This window comes from Rhodopila sp., from assembly GCF_965276935.1.
GTDB lineage: Bacteria > Pseudomonadota > Alphaproteobacteria > Acetobacterales > Acetobacteraceae > Rhodopila.
This window is the reverse complement of record NZ_CBDIBS010000003.1, coordinates 1,172,948-1,187,777: the sequence shown is the minus strand read 5'-3', so window position 1 is coordinate 1,187,777 and position 14,830 is coordinate 1,172,948. Positions and strand designations below refer to the sequence as shown.

At 65.3% G+C, this 14,830-nt stretch carries 12 protein-coding genes and 1 pseudogene; 5 read left to right on the top strand and 8 right to left on the bottom strand.

Annotated features, from left to right (window positions below):
• Window positions 1-109: 109 nt before the first annotated feature.
• Entirely contained in the window at window positions 110-1,702 is a 1,593-nt protein-coding gene (locus ACQY4S_RS13285; RefSeq protein WP_428485674.1) for an ABC transporter substrate-binding protein, read from the bottom strand.
• Between the two features lie 608 nt (window positions 1,703-2,310).
• A complete protein-coding gene (locus ACQY4S_RS13280) occupies window positions 2,311-2,622 on the bottom strand; it encodes an antibiotic biosynthesis monooxygenase family protein (RefSeq protein ID WP_428485673.1) in 312 nt (103 codons plus the stop codon).
• 340 nt (window positions 2,623-2,962) lie between these two features.
• Between ACQY4S_RS13280 and ACQY4S_RS13275 the strand changes: the two genes are divergently transcribed.
• The gene (locus tag ACQY4S_RS13275; RefSeq protein ID WP_428485471.1) at window positions 2,963-4,294 is read left to right on the top strand and encodes an IS4 family transposase; all 1,332 of its coding nucleotides are present in this window, start codon (window positions 2,963-2,965) and stop codon (window positions 4,292-4,294) included.
• Window positions 4,295-4,533: 239 nt separating this feature from the next.
• On the opposite strand, the gene ACQY4S_RS13270 is transcribed toward ACQY4S_RS13275, so the two are convergent.
• From ACQY4S_RS13270 to ACQY4S_RS13255, 4 genes are all read right to left on the bottom strand, one after another.
• Window positions 4,534-5,196: an HAD family hydrolase gene (locus ACQY4S_RS13270; RefSeq protein WP_428485672.1), complete on the bottom strand. Its 663-nt coding sequence runs from the start codon at window positions 5,194-5,196 to the stop codon at window positions 4,534-4,536.
• 317 nt (window positions 5,197-5,513) lie between these two features.
• The gene (lpxK, locus tag ACQY4S_RS13265) at window positions 5,514-6,500 is read right to left on the bottom strand and encodes a tetraacyldisaccharide 4'-kinase (protein WP_428485671.1); all 987 of its coding nucleotides are present in this window, start codon (window positions 6,498-6,500) and stop codon (window positions 5,514-5,516) included.
• A 72-nt stretch (window positions 6,501-6,572) separates the two neighbouring features.
• On the bottom strand, window positions 6,573-7,898 hold the full coding sequence (locus ACQY4S_RS13260; protein ID WP_428485670.1) for a 3-deoxy-D-manno-octulosonic acid transferase: 1,326 nt from the start codon (window positions 7,896-7,898) through the stop codon (window positions 6,573-6,575).
• Window positions 7,886-8,524 carry a lysophospholipid acyltransferase family protein gene (locus ACQY4S_RS13255; RefSeq protein WP_428485669.1) on the bottom strand — a complete coding sequence of 213 codons (639 nt, stop codon included), beginning with the start codon at window positions 8,522-8,524 and terminating at the stop codon, window positions 7,886-7,888. The genes ACQY4S_RS13260 and ACQY4S_RS13255 overlap by 13 nt, the downstream gene beginning before the upstream one ends.
• A gap of 188 nt (window positions 8,525-8,712) precedes the next feature.
• On the opposite strand from ACQY4S_RS13255, the pseudogene ACQY4S_RS13250 reads away from it, so the two are divergent.
• Window positions 8,713-8,838: pseudogene (locus tag ACQY4S_RS13250) on the top strand (transposase); the annotation flags it as partial.
• Window positions 8,839-9,187: 349 nt separating this feature from the next.
• Here the strand turns inward: ACQY4S_RS13250 and ACQY4S_RS13245 are convergent.
• Window positions 9,188-9,364 (bottom strand): hypothetical protein, encoded by a 177-nt coding sequence (locus ACQY4S_RS13245; protein WP_428485668.1) that lies wholly within the window; start codon window positions 9,362-9,364, stop codon window positions 9,188-9,190.
• Window positions 9,357-9,530 carry a hypothetical protein gene (locus ACQY4S_RS13240; RefSeq protein WP_428485667.1) on the bottom strand — a complete coding sequence of 58 codons (174 nt, stop codon included), beginning with the start codon at window positions 9,528-9,530 and terminating at the stop codon, window positions 9,357-9,359. The genes ACQY4S_RS13245 and ACQY4S_RS13240 overlap by 8 nt, the downstream gene beginning before the upstream one ends.
• Window positions 9,531-9,812: 282 nt before the next feature.
• On the opposite strand from ACQY4S_RS13240, the gene ACQY4S_RS13235 reads away from it, so the two are divergent.
• The 3 genes from ACQY4S_RS13235 (at window position 9,813) to ACQY4S_RS13225 (ending at window position 14,775) form a co-directional block, all read left to right on the top strand.
• Window positions 9,813-11,012 (top strand): ABC transporter substrate-binding protein, encoded by a 1,200-nt coding sequence (locus ACQY4S_RS13235; RefSeq protein ID WP_428485666.1) that lies wholly within the window; start codon window positions 9,813-9,815, stop codon window positions 11,010-11,012.
• A 398-nt stretch (window positions 11,013-11,410) separates the two neighbouring features.
• Window positions 11,411-12,280, top strand: coding sequence for a branched-chain amino acid ABC transporter permease (locus ACQY4S_RS13230; RefSeq protein WP_428485665.1), 870 nt, complete (start codon window positions 11,411-11,413; stop codon window positions 12,278-12,280).
• Window positions 12,277-14,775 carry an ATP-binding cassette domain-containing protein gene (locus ACQY4S_RS13225; RefSeq protein WP_428485664.1) on the top strand — a complete coding sequence of 833 codons (2,499 nt, stop codon included), beginning with the start codon at window positions 12,277-12,279 and terminating at the stop codon, window positions 14,773-14,775. The genes ACQY4S_RS13230 and ACQY4S_RS13225 overlap by 4 nt, the downstream gene beginning before the upstream one ends.
• Window positions 14,776-14,830 lie beyond the last annotated feature (55 nt).

Below are 14,830 nucleotides of genomic sequence, written 5' to 3'. Positions count from 1 at the left end.
GCCAAGGGCGGATGCCCTTGGAACCCATTCAGGGCGAGGATCGAAGGGGCGTCAGCCTCTTTGCAGGTATAGGGCAGAGCCCTGGCCTGCCTTACGGACACCACCGCGCTCACGCCTTGGTCACGTCCCAGAAGACCGGGAACGGCGCCTTGACTACGCCGGACAGGTTGGTCCGCCAGGCCTGGTACGCCTTGAAGAACCCGGTCGGAACGTAGACCACGAAATCCATCGCCGCCTTGTTCAGCTCGTCGATCGCCCGCTTCTCCCCCGTCAGGTCTGTCGCCGCGTACCAGGCAGCGATCTTCTCCTGCACCAGGTCGGATTTCGGCCAGCCGAACCAGGCGGTAGGGCCGCTGCAGTCCAGCGCGGTATAGGGGGCCGGGTTCACACAATCCGCGCCGGCATGCCAGGTGTGGAAGATGTGCCAGCCGCCCTTGTCCGGTGGCTCCTTGCTGGCACGCCGCTGACCCACCGTGCCCCAGTCCAGCGCCTGGTACTGCACGTTCATGCCGATCCGCTTCAGCAGGTCCGCGGTGACGTCGCCCTGCGCCTTGGTGATGGCAACATCGGTCGCGACCAGCAGGATGATCGGCTCGTTCTTGTAGCCTGCCTCGGCCAACAGCTTTTTGGCCAGCTCGTAGTCGCGCTTGCCCTTCAGCGGCTCACCACCGACTTCCGTATATAAAGGTGTATCCGGCGTGAAGAAGCTCGGCAGAGTCTTCCAGAGGGATTGGTCGTCGCCGACGAGGGCGCTCATGTAGTCTTCCTGGCTGAGCGCGATCTGAATCGCCCTGCGGGCACGCACGTCGTTGAACGGCGGATACAGGTGGTTAATGCGAAAGGAGCCGATGTTGCCTAGCGGGTCCGCAATATCCACCGCGATGTCGCGGTTCTTCTTCAGCAACGGGATCAGGTCGTTGTTCGGCGTTTCCAGCCAGTCGACCTCGTTGTTCTGCAGCGCCGCCGCGGCGGTGGCGCCGTCGGGCACGATCTGCCACTCGATCCGGTCGAAATGGATCCGCTTGCCGCCGGACAGCCAGTTGGCCTTCTCGGGGCGCGGCAGGTAACCGTCGAACCGCTCGAAGACCGCCTTCGCGCCGGGTACCCATTCGTCCTGCTTGAAGCGCATCGGGCCGGAGCCGACGTACTCGGTGATCTGCTTGTAGGGATCAGTGGCGGCGATCCGCTCCGGCATGACGAACAGCGTTGGCGTGCTGCTTTTGCCGAGCGCGAACAACATCTTCGGGTAGGGCTGGTTGAGGCGGAAGCGGAAGGTGCGGTCGTCCACGACCTCCAGCGCGGCTAGCCGCTGTTTGATCGGACCACCCATCGGGGCATCGCGCACCATCCAGCGGTTGATGCTGGCGACGGCATCCTTGGCCAGCACCGGCGTGTTGTCGTGGAATTTCAGCCCAGGGCGCAGCGTGAAGGTCCAGGTCTTGAAGTCGGGATTGGCGTCATAGCTTTCCACCATCTGCGGTTTCGGCTGCAATTGGTCGTCCACGCCCAGCAGCATGTCCCAGATCAGCAGCGAGCCGTTGCGCACGACATATTGCGTGGTCCAGATCGGATCAAGGTTGGCGAGGTTGGCCTGCGGCACGAAGCGTAGGGTCTTGCGGTCGGCTGCCAGCGACAGTCGCGGCGCCGCCAAAGTGCTGGTGGCAGCGATTGCGGCCGTTTTCAGAAAACCCCGACGATCCATTCTATACTCCGTGGCGGTTCACTCTCACCGCGCGACGCTGGCATGCAAAAAACGAGCCTGCCCGACTGCGCGGTGAAACACCATAGACATTCTTGTTCATGTTCGGCGGAGGTTCCGGAACGGCGCAAAGCTGTTGACCGGGTTCGTCAGGTCGGCCCGCACCACCGTGAAGCTGGTGTCGAGACCCAGGGAGCGGAGTAGCCCGCGCGCCACGTCTGGCGCCTCATTTTTGGGTGTGTTGATCGTGAGCACTGTGGTTGCGGCTGCGCGCCCGACCCTCGGCATAAGGGCAGGCGCAGGGCCGCCATTTATGCCTTGACCGGATCAGCGCCGCGAGGCGTGGATGGCGAGCCGATGCCCGCCATTACGAGATCAGGCGATCGTGCTCGACATCCGCTCTGATGCCAATGTCCAATTATTTAGATTACGACTGGTCGTTTGATCGCGTCATTCACGGTTCCGAGTGGTCAGCCTAAGGCGATCACGCGCCGGAACAGCAGCGGTTTTGCCCTCTAAGCCCTATGCCCATGTGGGAATTTCCACGTGCGGGTGGAGCGGTCGCGTGCCTGGTTCGCGGTGGCGACGTCGGACCGGTTTATTGCCGTCCTTCACTCGACCGTCTGAATGACCTCAAACCCTTCAAACTCCGGGTGGCCCAAATACAATGGCTTGTTGCCGCCGGCGCTGCGGTGTGCCTGACGAAAGGCTTCCGACGTGGTCCATTCCTCGAAGACGGTCTTGTTGCGCCAGATCGTGTGCGAGGAATACAGCACGTGATCCTCCCGCTCTGGTCCGCGCAACAGATGGAACGATACGAAACCAGGAACGCCGGGCAGGTGCGTATCGCGGGAGGTCCAGACCTCCTCGAACGCCGCCTCGGCACCTGGCAGGACCTTGAAGCGATTCATCGCGATGAACATGAGCGGATTCCTTTTTTCCTCGATGCGGGGGTCCAGTGATCGGGCCAGGCGCAGGCTAGCAGATAATGCGTTTCGAGGGGATGCCACGGGTCCCGGTAAAAGATTGGGCGGCGAACCGGGCGCCGTGGCAGCTACGTCAGGGCGATCGGGTGAACCGGATGACGCGAGGAGTTCTGCGCCATGGGCACCCGACTGGCGTCCTGGCCGCGCTGCATTGCCTTGTGTCATGGCCGAGCTTGACCCTACCCGATGCACACATCCTATGAACGACCTTGCTAGGCCCCGTGCGGTATGGGCTTGTCATCTGCCTCAAATCGAGAAGTGCATTGCGGAGCATGGCATGACAGCCAACCCCTCGCTGTTCAGTGATCGTCGTTTGGAAGCGGCTTGGCTGGACATGCAACAGCGGCTGTGCGGGATGGGCCAAAAGCGGGTGCAGGTGCGCGCGCTGGGCGGCGACCGGGCCGGCGAGATGAGGATAAGGCGGTTCCTGCACAACCCCCGCGTGACCCCCGATGAGATGATCGAGGCTGCGCGGACGCACACCGCCGCCTTGGTGGGCGGCCGGCACGTGCTGGCGATCCAGGACACCACCAGCCTGCGCGACGATGGCAAGGACAGCGGCCACTACCTGCATCCGACGATTGCCGTGGACGCCGACGACGGCACCTTGCTGGGCGTCGTCGCGGCCAGCTTCCTGCTGCGCCGGGGCAAGCAGGCGGTGCATTGCAACAAACGAGCGTTCGGCGACAAGGAAAGCGCTCGTTGGCTGGAGGCGACGCAAGAGGCGGCGCGGCTGTCGGCGGCTGGCGCGGCCTGCGTCACCACGGTGGCCGATCGCGAATGCGACCTCTACGAGGCCTTCGCGCTGCGCCCGCCGACGACGGAGTTGCTGATCCGCTGCCACCACAACCGCGTGCTGGCCGACGCGACGCGGCTGTATGCCGCCCCCACCGCGCTGGGCGAACTGGGCGGCAGCGTGGTGCACGTGCCAGCCGCCCCCGGCCGCGCCGAACGCCAGGCCAAGGTGGTGCTGTCTGCCTGCCCGGTCACGCTGCGCCGGCCAAAGCGCAACCGCGCGGCGGAAGCCGCCCGGCTGCCGGCGAAACTGAGCCTGACCTACGTCGAGGCGCGGGAAGTCAATGCACCGCCGCGAGTGAAGCCGCTGCACTGGCGCCTGCTGACAACGCACCCGGTGCAAACCCTGCCAGAGGCGCAACGCATCATCGACTTCTATCGCCGCCGCTGGAGCATCGAGCAGGTGTTCCGGGTCATGAAAACCCAGGGCTTCGACATTGAGGCCGTCGAAATGCAGGACGAAGCGGCCTTCGAGAACCTTGTCGCCACCACCCTGATCGCCGCCGTCAAGGTCATGCAGATGGTGCATGACCGGGACGGAACCGCCGCTCGGCCGCTGACCGACGCTTTCGACCCCGACGATCAACCCGTGTTGCAGGCCGTTTGCACCACCCTCGAAGGCAACACCGCCAAGCAGAAAAACCCGCACCCCCCCGGCTCGCTGGCCTACGCCACCTGGGTATGCGCACGCCTCGGCGGCTGGACCGGCTACTACGGCAAGCCGGGACCCATTGTCATTCATGCCGGCCTCGCCCGCTTTAACGCAATGCTCATGGGATACCACATCGCAAGGCATCAGCCGGGCCATGCTTGACGCAGCAGCCGCCAGATCGTTTCCATGTTGTGTGAATCCGGTAGAGCTTGACCTGGCCACCGACGACTTGCGGTGCTAAACCAAGCCAAAGTCATGGGTCAGCGGGCCAAGCCCGGTGATGACACAACGGGAGATGCGCCATCCCGTGTCCTCGATCTACTTTACCCGATTGCCCTGGCAGCTACGTGACGACCCTGATATGTGGCGCCAAGGCAGATTGGTCAGCTTCATGGCGCGGGTCAGCCGGTGAACCGATCGCGGCCGAATGCCAGCAGATCACCGATGGCATCAATCGCGATGTCGGCCTCCGGGCGCGTCCTGATCTCCTGCGGGTCATGGGCGTAGTGCCCCTGGCGCGGGAACACGGTGATCACGCGATCCGCCCATTGCTGCTTCAGCGCCTGCAGGATGCGCAGCTTGTCGTCGATCATGACATAGCGGCGCGCCGGATATAGCCGTTCGACATCATCCAGCGCCTGCTCCTTATGGATATAAATCAGCACATTGTCGGAAAACGCGTGCCATAGGCCGGCGCGCTCGATCTTACGCGGCTGGAACGCGGCGTCGCCGTCGGACAGGATCACCACCGGTCCCCAGGCGGCGACATGGCGCACCACCTCCAGCGCATGCGGGTAAAGCCGATCGGCAAACGGGTAATCGGCCAGCCAGTTGGCGATCCGCAGAACCTTCGGATTATGCAGGTCCTCCAGCCGGTAGCGCTGCAGCGCGCCAAGGTAGTCGGCATAGCCTTGCGCCGCCCGCAGGTCCTCGAACAGTGCCCAATAGCGGTCGCGCGCCTCGGTGCCGTAGTGCGTGCCGAGATGCTCGCCCAGGTCGCGCTGGACCTGGTCGTTGTCCAGCAGCGTGTTGTCCACGTCGAACAGGAAAACAACGTCGTCCATGGCGAACCTCTGCGGGATGTGGATTACGGGCGATGATGCTTTGGCGCGGGTGGATCGGTAAACCCGTCGTCTGAAGCGGCGCGCCGCGCTCTCGACACTACGACGCGCATAGTCCCACCATCCATGTCTGGCAACACCGATCTTGCCAAAGGCGTGGATGGCGGGCCTGCCCCTCGCTCGCGTGCTCGGTCGCCCGCCATGACGGGATCATGCGACGGTGCCCGGATCGCTGGCGTTGGCTGTCCGCAAGTGCTCGGGCCTGATCGTGACATGCTCGGGCTTTGCGCTTTCCGGCAAGCCTGCCAGAACGCCTCGCTTCAGCATGTGGCGGGCAGGGCGGTGCCGATCATGTTGTCGAGCAGGCGGTCAATCCGGCGCGGTTCGTTCCAGACCAGTTCGACACCGATGACCGTGACCCGAGGCCGGATCGCTGGCGGCAGACGCACCGCGTCCTTGGGGGTGGTCACCAGCATCGCATCCAGCGCCGCCGCTCGCCGGAGCAGCGCATCTAGTTCCCGCACCCGGTAGACGTGGTGGTCCGGGAAAGGCTGGGCGGCGACGACGACCGCGCCAGCCCGACGCAGCGGCGTAAAGAATTTCTCCGGCAAGGCGATGCCGGCGAACGGGAGGATGCGGTGCCCCGCCAGCGTGCCGATTGCCGCATCCTGCGCAAGGGTTGCCCGCAATACGGGCAGAGCGGCGGGCAACGCGGCCGTGACGCCGGTGCTGTCAGCGCCGATCAGCACGGCGGCCTGGACGCGGCCGATGGCTGCCGCCAGAGGTTCCCGCAACGGGCCGGCCGGCAGCACGCGGCCATTGCCGAACCCGGTCGCGCCGTCGATCACCAGGATGCCAAGCGTCTTGAGCAGTGTCGGGTTCTGCAAGCCATCATCCATCAGCAGCACCTGGGCGCCGGCGTCGATCGCGGCGCGGGCAGTGGCGGCGCGGTCGGCGCCGGTCCAGGTTGATGCGAGGCTTGCGAGCAGCAGGGCTTCGTCGCCGACCAGCGTGACCGGGTCCCGCGGACTGACGCGGTGGACGCCTCGGGCCGAGCCGCCATAGCCACGCAGGAGTATGTGGACATCCGTGCCGCGTTGTTTCAGGCGGCGCGCCAGATCCAGCACCAGGGTGGTCTTACCGGCGCCACCAACCGTGACGTTGCCGCAGCACACCACCGGCACGGGGGCCAACCATCCGGGACGAGCGACGCGGCGGGCGGTCAACGTGGTGCCGATCATCGACAGCGGCGACAGCGCGCGGGCCAGCAGGCCATTGTGCGACCAGAACGCCGGCGCACGCGGCATGATCAGGACGAAATCATGCGGAAGGCGGTCATGCCGGCGGGTGTCCTGCGGAACCGGGTCTGCGGGCCGGCGTCATGCAGGGCGGCCGGTTGCAGACGGGCGCAGCAGGGACAACAGCGTTTCAGCGGTGCGCTTCGGCAGGCCGGCATGCCGTTGGGCCACCGCCGCGGCCTGCGCGCCCAGGTGGCGGCGCTGGGCCGGATTATCAAGCATCGCCGTCACGAACCGCGCCAGTCTGGCCGCATCGGCTACCTCCGTCAGTGCTCCGGCGCTGCGCAACAGGGCCACATGATCGGTGAAGTTGCCGCAATGCGGGCCGACAGCGATGGCACAGCCAAGCCGAGCCGGCTCCAGCGGGTTCTGGCCGCCGCCGGGGGGGAGCAGACTATGTCCAACGAAGGCGATCGGCGCCAGCCGATACCATAGCCCAAGCTCGCCCATCGTATCGGCGATCCAAAGCCCCTCGGCCGGGAGCGGCTGACCAGCGGCGCGTCGTGGCGCGTTCAGCGCCGCCGCGAGCGCGGGACCGCGGTCCGGGTGACGCGGAGCGATGATGGTCAGCAGCCCCGGATGGGTCTGCGCCATCAGGCGGTGCGCGGCGGCCACCAGCGCCTCCTCGCCCGGATGGGTGCTGGCGGCGAGCCAGACCGGCCGCCCGGACAGGTCCCGGTTCAGGCGATCGAGTTCCGACGGGTCGACCGGCAGCGGCAGCGCGGCGAACTTCAAGTCGCCTGGGCAGTCGACATCCGCCGCCCCGAGACGCCGCAGGCGCGCCGCGTCCTGCTCCCCGCGTGCCTGAATATGGGAAAAGCGGCTCAGCGTGGAACGGGCCAGGCCGGGGGCACGCTGCCACCGCAAGAAGCTGCGGTCCGACATGCGGGCATTGACCAGCATCAGCGGAATGCCGCGCGCCTGGCAGGCGGCGAGCTGGTTCGGCCACAGTTCGCTTTCGACGAAGCAGGCGGCGTCCGGCCGCCAATGCGACAGGAACCGGGCGATCCAGGCCGGCACGTCCAACGGCGCGAATCGATGCAGCACGTCACCGGCCAGCCCAAGCTCCGGCAGGCGCCGATCCAGCAGCGCCTGGGAGGTGACGGTGCCGGTGGTCAGCAGCACGGTTATCCGGTGGCGCAGCGCCTCCAGCACCGGCAGGATCGACAGCGTTTCTCCCACGCTGGCGGCGTGCATCCATAACAGGCGACCCGCCGGGCGCGGGGTGGGATCAATGCCGCGACGCTCCGGCAAACGAGCGGCGATCTCGCGGCCGTTCGCGGCACGCCGGCGCAAGTTCAGGCGAACCGCCGGGGCCAGCAGCATGGCGGCGACCGCCCAGCCGCTGGCCAGGACATTGCTGGCCGGAGTGGGCCTGGCCGGGGCGGGGGCCGTTATGCCTGACACAATGCCTCCGCGCGGTCGGCTGCCTGGTTCAGCGCGTCAGTGACCGCCGGGACCGCATCCCTCCAGCCGTGGCGAGGCACGCTGATGGCGGGGCCGCAGACCATGACGCCGCGGCCAAACGGCAGCGGCACCGGCATGCGGTCCCAGGTATCCAGCCGCATGCGCTGGCTGGTCCGCGCGGCAAGGGGTACGATAGGCACGCCAGACAACGCGGCGAGTTGCAGGGCGCCGAAAGCGGCTTGACGACGGGGGCCGCGCGGACCATCGGGCGTGATCCCGATCAGGTCACCCCGCCGCAGCACCGCCAGCATATTGCGCAAGCCGGCCGCGCCGCCTCGCGAGGAAGAACCCAGAATGGGCAGGATGCCGAAACGCTGTACCACGGCGCCAATGAACCGGCCGTCGCGGTGGTGGCTGACCAGGGTATGGATCGGCCTCGGGCGATAAAACGGCAACTCGCGCGCTATCAGCGCCAAGGCCGGCATCAGGGGCAGGAACTCATGCCAGAATGCGAAGATCGCAGGCGTGCCGGCGCCAAACGGACGAAAATGTTCCTGCCCATCCAGCGTCCAGCGTGTGGTGCGGAGCGCCAACGCCAGGTAGCGCCCCAACAAGACCGCCAGCATGGATTGGGCTCGGTTTGTGCGCAGCAGTGACTTCATTGCCGCGCCGGTAGCACGTGGAGGGGATGTCACGGAAGTGTAAGGCGCCATCGATCCTGCTTAGCGCGCTGAAGAAGGCGTTGTTAAACCGGCTGATGGCGGCGAGTTCGAGCACCATCTGACCCAGGACCGGGTCTCCGGGCGAGCGCAAGAACCGCCGCAACGGCTGCACCCGTAAGTGGGTCCTGACAGACGACGGCCATATCGAAGCAACCGTTCCGCGTGACCGGCAAGTGCGCTTTGTTCCTGAGCCGCGCTCGGGAGACGGGCTGTCATGACGACATCGCCTTCGCTACCGGCTCCGGTTCGTCCACCTGCGGCCAATGGCCCGCGGGCACGACCGTGAGGGTGGCACGCATCAGCCGAGGCTGGCGCCGCTCGGCCGCGGCCACGTCGGGATTGCACTAACCCCAGATCAGTTTCATCGGGATGTCGACGGCCTTGAGGTCGGGCAGGCGCGCGGCGTTGCCCGCCTGGATGTCGAAAAACCGTGTGGCGATCTGCATGAAAGTCGGGCTCGAGCCGTCTTGATAGTAAAGTTCTCCGCGGCAAGCGGACCGATGAACCTCTTCATCCGGGGCTTCTGGGCGTCCGGTAGCGCGTCCTGAAACTGCTGCTGCTGGCAGGTCAGTAGCCAGCCGAACAGCTCGGGATTTTCGCGATCGCCATCACGGGCGCCTGGCGAGTTTGGATCGTGAACAGCGTGATCATCCTGGGCCAGAGGGCTGGGTCGTCCTCGGCGTAGGCCGAATTCAGCATGATCAGGGACTCGAGGCCATTGCCGTGCGCAAGCGCGTCATTCAATCATGTCATCCACACCCAGCACGATCGGACCAGTTGAAACAAAGGCGCTGATTAATAGCACGCGTGCAGCCTGTCGGCTGTTCCAGCCCGCGCGGTTGAGCACGCGGTGACAATTGACGAAGTGCCGCTTCCGCCGCAGCCCAACAATTCGCAGCAGGCTACTCATTGTGCGTTGGATCGGGGCCAACCATGCGCCTAGCAACAGCAACTGAGCGTGACACCAGGTGCGCTGCTGCACAAACACCGGAGCAAATGCTAAAGTGATGACGGCGAAGCGGGGCGGCATCTCCTGGCAAGGATACCTCATTGCATGCCTCCGTCCACTCCGCCACCCAACATTGACGGCTGGATAGCAGTGGCCCGACAAGTGGCCAAACTCGAAACAAGCGTCCGCGCAAATCAAGGACCAGGGGGAAACGCGATGAAAGCCGCCAACAGGCATTTATTGGTGCGACGCCGCAAGGTGCTGATCGGCATGGCCGCCGCGCCGCTGGCAGCACCCTGGATCACGCGTGCGGCCGAACCGATCCGCATCGGGCTGCTGCTGGCGAAGACCGGGCAGATCGCCGGTCAGACGGAATATCTTGCCAACGGCACGTTCCTGGCGATGCAGGAGCGCGACAACCAGATCATGGGCCAGCCAGCCGAACTGGTCTGGCTAGACGAGCCGACGCCGCAGGCGGCGACGCAGAACATGCGGAAGCTGGTGCAGGAGAACAAGGTCTGCGCCGTCCTCGGCGGGTCGTTGTCGTCGAATGCACTGGCGGAGGAAGCGACCGCGGCGCAACTGAAGGTGCCGTTCGTGTGCGACAACGCGGCGGCGACGGAGATCTCCGGCAAGAACTGCAACCGCTTCACGTTCCGGCTGAACACGCCGGTTGTCGTGCAGTCGCGCATGATCGCGCCGTATGCGCTGACCTATGGCAAGCGGTGGTACCACATCACGGCATCGTACGCCTTTGGGCAGGACATCCTGCGGTCGTCGCGGGCGCTGCTGAAGGCGGCGGGTGGCACCGAGGTCGGCGCCGATGAGGTGCCGCTGAACACCGCTGATTTCAGTTCCTTCATCCTGAAGATCCGCCAGGCCAGGCCGGATGTGGTGGTCGGCGGCCTGTCGGCCGGCGACCTGTCGACGTTCCTGAAGCAGTGGAACGAACTGGGAATGAAGGGCAAGATCCCGTTCGTGGAGATCGCCATCGGCGACACCGACATCTGGGCGGTTGGGCCGGAGGCGGCGACCGGCACGTTCACCAAGATGTGGTATTACAACAATCCAGACAATCCGCCGGAAGAAAAAGCCTTCGCTGCATCCTATCAAAAGAAATACCGCAAGCCCGCCGCCGACAAGGCGTGGATGGGCTGGATCACCGCCCGTTCCTTGTTCGAATCGATCGACGCGGTGAAGTCGACCGACCCGATGGCGATCGTGCAGGGGCTGGAGGCCTGGAAGGTGCAGGCCGGCAACGCGTCCTACAGCTATCGAAGATTCGATCACCAGATGCTGGCGCGGAACCTGGCCGTGTCGGTGAAGGACAAGATCACCGACAGGTGGGATTATTTCGACGTGAAGGCGACCTTGCCGGAGAATCCGGCCGACCTGGAAAAGGTGTTCGGAACGCCGGAGGAAGTCGGCTGCAAGATGAGCTGAGGGGCATTGCGATGGATCGGGTTGCCGCGCCGCCCACTCTGTAGCAATGCAATACATTCCGGAGGCGAGCCCGCCATTCTCGCGCGGCCTGCTTATCTATCGTCAATGGTAAAGCCTTCCAATTAGACTGTCGTTTCCTGGTTGGCCGTGAATGAGACGGGCGATGGAGAGGTGTGGCGTTATGGATGTCGGCCTGATCGGTCAAAGCACGTCCTTGAAACTGGCCATGCTCGCTGCAGCCCGACATCCATGACGTGCGGTGGCGATATGAATAAGGTCGTAGGTGGCGAGCCTTCGCCGGCGATGACATAAAAGCCGCCGAACCTGTCTGACGAACTTTTGCCTGAGTGCCAATCAATCCAAACTTGATGATGAGATGAAAGGAGGGGCCACACATCGTGCTGGAAGTCTTACTGTCCCAGATCGTCAGCGGCCTGGTCCTCGGCGGTCTGTATGTTCTGATCGCCATCGGTCTTTCGATCATCTTTGGCCTGCTGGGCATCGTCAATTTCGCCCATGGCGCGTTCTTCACCTTGGGCGCCTATCTTGCCTTGACATTATACCAATACCTCGGCTGGCCGGCGGTGATCGCGGCGCCGTTGTTTGTCGGCGCGATCGGCATGATCGTGGAACGACTGCTGATCCGGCGGCTGTACGACAAGGAACCGCTGATCAGCCTGATCGTCACCTTCGCCCTGGCCCTACTGATCGAGGCAAGCGTGCGGCTGATCTACGGCGGCATCGGTCAGCCGTTCAGCCCGCCGCCGCTGCTGAGCGGGTTCATCATCTGGGGGCCCGTGCTGATCACGAAGTATCGTTTCGCCGTGCTGCTGACCAGCGGCGCGGTGCTGATCGCGCTCTGGCTGTTCCTGGAACACACGCGGTTCGGCCGCATCCTGCGCGCCGGTTCCCGTGATCCCGAGATGGTGGGTCTGCTGGGCATCAACCTGCCGCGGGTGCTGACCTGGGTGTTCGGGCTAGGCTGCGCCATCGCCGGCATCGCCGGCGTGCTGGCGGCACCGCTATGGACCATCACGCCGTCGATGGCGACCAACGCCATCATGCCGGCCTTCGTTGTCGTGGCGGTCGGCGGCCTGGGATCGTTCGCCGGCGCGGTGATCGCCGGGCTGCTGGTCGGTGTCGTCATCGCATTGACCATCCAGTTCTACCCGGAGGCGTCCGGCGCGGTGATGTATGTGTTCATGGCGCTGATGCTGCTGCTGCGCCCGCGCGGCCTGCTGGGTGAGCGGTGGGAGCGCTTTGAATGATCCGCCATCCGGCTTTACTGGTCTTCGCCGTCCTGGTGCTGCTCAGCGGCGTGTGGCACCTGATCGGCGCACCGATCAGCCTGATCACGCAAATCGCCATCTACACGCTGTACGGCGCGGGCGTTTGCCTGCTGGTGAGCTATACTGGGCTGGTGCCGTTCGGTGCCTCGGTGTTCTTCGGCTGCGCCAGCTATGCCGCCGCCTTTGCCATGCTGCGCGGCGCCGGCAACGAAATCGTGGCGCTGCTGTTCTGCCTGCTGTTCTCGCTGGTGCTGGCGGCGGTCATCGCGCTGATCATCCTGCGTCGCCGCGGCCTGTATTTCTCCCTGCTGACACTCGCCTTCTCGCAGATCGCCTTCGAGATCGCCTACAAATGGACCGACGTGACCGGTGGCGAGAACGGCCTGCAGGGTGTCCCGCGCCCGCTGTTCCGCGACGACTGGTCGTTTCATATATTTACCGTCGTCACCGTGACCGTGGCGATCGCCGTTCTCTGGCAGGTGGCGCATTCGCCGTTCGGTCGTTCGCTGCAGGCGCTGCGCGACAACGAACAGCGCGCCGAAAGCCTGGGCTACGACCCGTTCCGGCTGAAGTTCGTGTCCTTCGTGCTGATGGGTGGCTTTGTCGGCTATGCCGGCGGGCTGCTGTGTTTCATGCTGAAGGGCGCCTATGCCGACAACCTGAGCTGGCAGCACGCTGGCGATTCGCTGCTGATGGCGGTGCTGGGCGGGGTGCACCATTTCCTCGGGCCGCTGTGGGGCGCCATCGCCTTCATCCTGCTGGAGGACCGGCTGTCCGCCATTACCGAAAGCTGGTGGCTGATCTTCGCGCCGATCGTGATCCTGTTCGCGCTGGCCTCGCCCGAAGGCATGCAGGGCCTGGGGTTCCGCCTGATGCGCCGCGACGACTGGACGCTGACCCGCAAGCGTATTCCGACGCGGCCGGCACGGATTGAGCCCTACCGCGTGGGCGGAGCGCAACTGGACGTCGATCAGCCGATCCTGACCGTGACCGGCCTGAACAAGCGCTTCGGGTCGCTGGTGGTGGCGTCCGACCTGAACTTGCAAGTGTATCCGTACCGCCTGCACAGCTTCATTGGCCCGAACGGCGCCGGCAAGACCACGTTCTTCAACATGCTGACCGGCATCCTGAAGGCCAATACCGGACAAATCCTGTTCGACGGGCACGACATCACCAATCTGCCGGTGCATCGGCGCATTCGCCTAGGCTTGTCGCGGTCGTTCCAGATCCTGAGCGTGTTCCGCAACCTGACAACGTTCGAGAACGTGCGCGTCGCGGTGCAGGCGCAGGACCGGCGGCGCTGGGGCCTGTGGCGCGACGCCTACCGCTACGACGACATCAATGCCCGCACCTGGTCGCTGCTGGCCGCGGTGGGGCTGGCGGACCGCGCGGCGGAATCCTGCGCCAATCTGGCGCACGGCGAGCAGCGGCTGCTGGAGATCGCCATCTCGCTTGCCACTGACGCCAAGCTTCTGCTGCTGGACGAGCCTTTGGCCGGCCTGGCGGAGGCCGACCGGCAGGTGGTGGGCACGCTGATCCGCCAGCTTGCCGAAACCCATGCCGTGCTGCTGATCGAGCACGACATCGACCGTGTGCTGGCGCTGTCCGACCGCATCAGCGTGCTGCACCAGGGCCGGCTGATCGCTGATGGCGCACCGCAACAGGTCGCCAGCAACCCGGACGTGGTGACGGCGTACCTCGGCGCCGAACGGATCGTGCCGCCGCCGGCGGCAACGGATGCCGAAGGCCAGGCGCATGCGGCGCGCAAGCCGCTGCTGGTGGTGGAGAAGCTGCGCGCCGGCTACGCCGGCAGCGTGGTGCTGGAGGATCTGTCGCTGACCGTGCACGAAGGCGAGGCAGTTGCGTTACTTGGCCGCAACGGTGTCGGCAAGACCACCACGTTGCGCGCGATCACCGGGACCGTGCGGGCTTCCTCCGGCCGTATTGGCCTGGAGGGGTCGGCGATCACCCAGGCAAAACCGTACGAGATCAACCAGCGCGGCATTTCCCTGGTGCCGGAGGGCCGGCGGCTGTTCCCCAACCTGACCGTGCTGGACAACCTGCGGCTGGCGACGCGTCCTGGCGGTGCCTCGCTGGAGGATGTCTACAGGCTGTTTCCGAAGCTGCGCATGCTGCAACGATCGAAAGCCGAAAGCCTGTCCGGCGGCGAACGCCAGATGCTGGCGATCGCCCGCGCGCTGATGGTGCCGGCGAAGCTGATCCTGCTGGACGAGCCGTTCGAGGGATTGGCGCCGGCTATCGTGAAGGAAGTCATGGACGCGCTGGCCAAGCTGCACGGCCGCGTCGCCATGGTGATCGTCGAGCACCACGCGGAAACCGTGCTGCCGCTGGTCGATCGGGCGTACGTGCTGGTCAACGGCCAGGTGGCGTTCGAAGGCACCGCCCGATCGCTGGAGCAGGACGTCGCGCTGCAGGTTCGGCTGCTGGGGGTGGTGCAGAAGGAGATGGCTTAGTTCCATAGCCAAAGCGTTCGACGTGTTGCAGGACTGATCGCCTGATTTAGGATCG

What these genes read in the sequence shown, in the direction of transcription:
- ACQY4S_RS13275 (WP_428485471.1), top strand. Translation starts at nt 2,963, where the DNA reads ATGACAGCCAACCCCTCGCTGTTCAGTGATCGTCGTTTGGAAGCGGCT.
- ACQY4S_RS13280 (WP_428485673.1), bottom strand. Translation starts at nt 2,622, where the DNA reads ATGTTCATCGCGATGAATCGCTTCAAGGTCCTGCCAGGTGCCGAGGCG.
- ACQY4S_RS13225 (WP_428485664.1), top strand. Translation starts at nt 12,277, where the DNA reads ATGATCCGCCATCCGGCTTTACTGGTCTTCGCCGTCCTGGTGCTGCTC.
- ACQY4S_RS13285 (WP_428485674.1), bottom strand. Translation starts at nt 1,702, where the DNA reads ATGGATCGTCGGGGTTTTCTGAAAACGGCCGCAATCGCTGCCACCAGC.
- ACQY4S_RS13270 (WP_428485672.1), bottom strand. Translation starts at nt 5,196, where the DNA reads ATGGACGACGTTGTTTTCCTGTTCGACGTGGACAACACGCTGCTGGAC.
- ACQY4S_RS13255 (WP_428485669.1), bottom strand. Translation starts at nt 8,524, where the DNA reads ATGCTGGCGGTCTTGTTGGGGCGCTACCTGGCGTTGGCGCTCCGCACC.
- ACQY4S_RS13240 (WP_428485667.1), bottom strand. Translation starts at nt 9,530, where the DNA reads ATGAGTAGCCTGCTGCGAATTGTTGGGCTGCGGCGGAAGCGGCACTTC.
- lpxK (WP_428485671.1), bottom strand. Translation starts at nt 6,500, where the DNA reads ATGCCGCGTGCGCCGGCGTTCTGGTCGCACAATGGCCTGCTGGCCCGC.